The 3,012-nt window shown below is 32.9% G+C and carries 1 protein-coding gene and 1 pseudogene; both read right to left on the bottom strand.

Annotated elements, in window-relative coordinates:
• Positions 1 to 1,939 (bottom strand): annotated as a pseudogene (locus ACJMLH_RS01230) (hypothetical protein); the annotation flags it as partial.
• 59 nt (positions 1,940 to 1,998) lie between these two features.
• Entirely contained in the window at positions 1,999 to 2,886 is an 888-nt protein-coding gene (fhcD, locus tag ACJMLH_RS01225; RefSeq protein WP_405274117.1) for a formylmethanofuran--tetrahydromethanopterin N-formyltransferase, read from the bottom strand.
• Positions 2,887 to 3,012 lie beyond the last annotated feature (126 nt).

Genomic DNA, 3,012 nt, shown 5'->3' with positions numbered 1-3,012 from the left:
CATCACCAGAAACATTCTCAGGAACATCCACAGTAGAATTACCATCAGAAACATTCTCAGGAACATCCACAGTAGAATTACCCTCTGTGATATTTTCCGGAATAGCTTCAATAACTATTTTACTTTTACCAGAAATTAGGTATTTATTATTTGCAGGACTAATAACAACACTATAATTTCCCACATTTAAAGTTTTAGTATCAAATTTGGCAACACCCTTATTATCCGTTTTAAGAGTGTAAGACTTTGATTTACTTCCAGAAGTCACTTGTACTTTGATTTTTATTCCTTTAACAACTTTTTTGGTATTTTTGTTTTTTACAGTTACTTTAAAGTATTTGGTATTGTTGAACTGATTTACTACATTTGGAGCTTTTATAGTGGTTGGAGTTTTAATAAGCTTATCAATATTTCCAAAGTTCAAAGTTCCTAAACGAATTGAATTTGGAGATTTAGGAAGTTTATATTTGCTTACAAACTTGCCTTGATACTCTATATTATCCACATAATGGGCAGATGACCTGCCAACAAGCCTTCCGTTATCATTTGCGGCATGAACATTAATTTTAGCAGTAGTCTTATAATTTTTAGTAGTGGCCTTCCAATGGAATATGGTGATTTGTCTTCTATAGATTCCATAGTGATCTGTTGCTCCTACTTTAATTGCCACTTTTGCCGGATTAGTACCATACTTCGCATAAGTTCCATGGCGCTGATAAGATTTGAAATTTGGATTGCATAAGAATTCACCAGGTTTTAATTTTCCAGTCTGAATGCTTCCCTGATAAACAACTGCATAACGTCCGTCAGGAGCTTTAATGGAGAAGTGTCCAAAGTTTGCCCATCTTTTATACATTCTAATCTTTTTCAGGCTGGACATTTTGATTTTATTGGATTTCATCATGTCCACCGCCAATTTTTCAATATTCTTGACTACACTAACGTCATCAAGACCGCCATTACCCATCATCCAGCCATCGGAAGTGGCCACCAAATGACAGAAATAGCTTCCGGAATCCTTATAATGCCTAACTGCAGTTTTACCATACCAATTTTTTGAAGTTTTAACCTTGATAAGTGCATCCCCAACATTATCACGTCTGAAGCCACAAACACTTTCAGTATCACTTACCTGAACATAAAAAGAACAGCAGTCATCACCTGCTGAAGGTTTAACTGTCAGGGTTGCTTTGTTTTTAGAATTTTTGTATGAAATGAACTTTTTATTTTTAGAATCTTTAATTTGAGTATAAATAGTATATAAACCAACTTGTAAATTTTTATTCAGAGTAGCTATTCCATTTTCATTAGTTGTTTTATAAAAATTTGTGAATTTTTTTGTTTTATGAGAATATACTTTAAATAATACTTTAATACCTTTAATTGGAGTGCCTGTTATGTCATTATATACTTTTGCTGTAAAATATTTGTCTGATTTGTAAGATATTGCACAATCACTAGTTTTAATAGCCAATTGTATTTTTTTAATGTTAATCTGTGTGTTTACATTTGATTGGTTGTAAGCATCATCGCCTGCAAAATTTATCAAAACATCATAATTTCCAGGCTTTAAGTTTATTCCTAATTTTACACTACCCTTAGCATCAGTAGTTTTATCATATGTTTTTCCATTTAAAAGTATGGATAAAGTTTTATTTTGAACAGGATTGCCCATATCATCCTTTAAATAGGAAACTAATTCATTTTTCTCCTTATAATATGAATTAATATCTGAGGATTCTATTTTAGTATTAACTTTGTCATCATTTACAATTTGATTTGCTGAAACATTATCAAATACACAGACCTCGTTTTCTAAAATAGCATCAGAATTTAGAGAAAAATCTTCAGTTACATTATCAGAAGCATACACTGCACCAAAACTTAAAATAAAAAACAAGACCATGGAAATGATAATTAACTTTCTATTAAACATCATTTCACCTCCAATATACCTCCGATTTTTAAAAAAAAAGAAGTGAAAGAGAGAAAATCTCTCTAGAATAAATCATGTAAGTTCATGATGTAAGAACCTAATTTACCTTCGAAGTTACCTGCAGAAATTTCAAGTACTCCGTCAACAGCACAAGCTGCTTGAATACCAGCTTTCATAGCTGCTTTTACAGATTCTTCATCAATACCATCAATAACAATTTCAAATACACCGTCAGCATCTTCTCTGATGTCTGAGTCTACTTCATCTTTTAAAGTTACACACATTTTTTCGTTAGTTGATGCTGGTAAGAATGAGTATTTGTTGGATCCTACTTTGGAACCGGATGCCACCATACCTCCAGGGAATGGAGTAATTACACCTTCAACATTTGCGATTGCTGCTACAGCTAATTGAGCTGCTTTAACACCAGTCATTTGGTCTTTAGCTAAAATGAAGAAGTTTCCTCCAGCTACACCATCTTTGAATCCGAAAGTAGATTCTACTAAGAAGTCACCGGACATGATTGGAATGGAATGTACGGTTTTACCTGCGATTTCAAGGTCTTTTTCAAATCCGTCACCGAAGTATTTGAGTTTGAAACCGGTTTTTAAGACATCTTCTGAATCAAGTAAGTTGAATGCTGCTGCAGTAGGAGCAGTTAAAATACACATACCGATTCTTTCCATTAATTCGTGGTCAAGTGATTTTTTGCTAGCGTGACAAATCATGATTGCGTAACCTGGTCTTCCGTCAGGAGTTTCTTCTGCTGGTACAAAACAGTCAATACCTGCTTCTGCAGGACATCCGATAACAGAAGTTCCGTAACCGGTTGCTTCGGTTGCTGCGATTTTTGCTAATTCTTGAGTTGCTGCGGTAACTAAGATTCTAGTTACTTTAATTCCAAAACCTTCTGCATAAGTATTTTTAATATCTACATCATTAATTTGCATAGTTTCACCAAATTTTTACAAAAAATTAATTTTTTGTGATAATAGAATTTATGATTATAAATTAAAATAAAGTTTTCTATTTGTTTTAAAATTGTTCAAAACCGGTGCAATAACATTAACGTTCAA

Origin of the sequence: Methanobrevibacter sp., from assembly GCF_045116495.1 — an archaeon.
In the GTDB taxonomy this organism is placed as follows: Archaea; Methanobacteriota; Methanobacteria; order Methanobacteriales; family Methanobacteriaceae; genus Methanocatella.
The sequence above is the reverse complement of the archived record's forward strand: the minus strand, read 5'-3'. Positions and strand labels throughout refer to the sequence as shown.

Coding starts and splice junctions, on each gene's coding strand:
- fhcD (WP_405274117.1), bottom strand. CDS start 2,886: ATGCAAATTAATGATGTAGATATTAAAAATACTTATGCAGAAGGTTTT.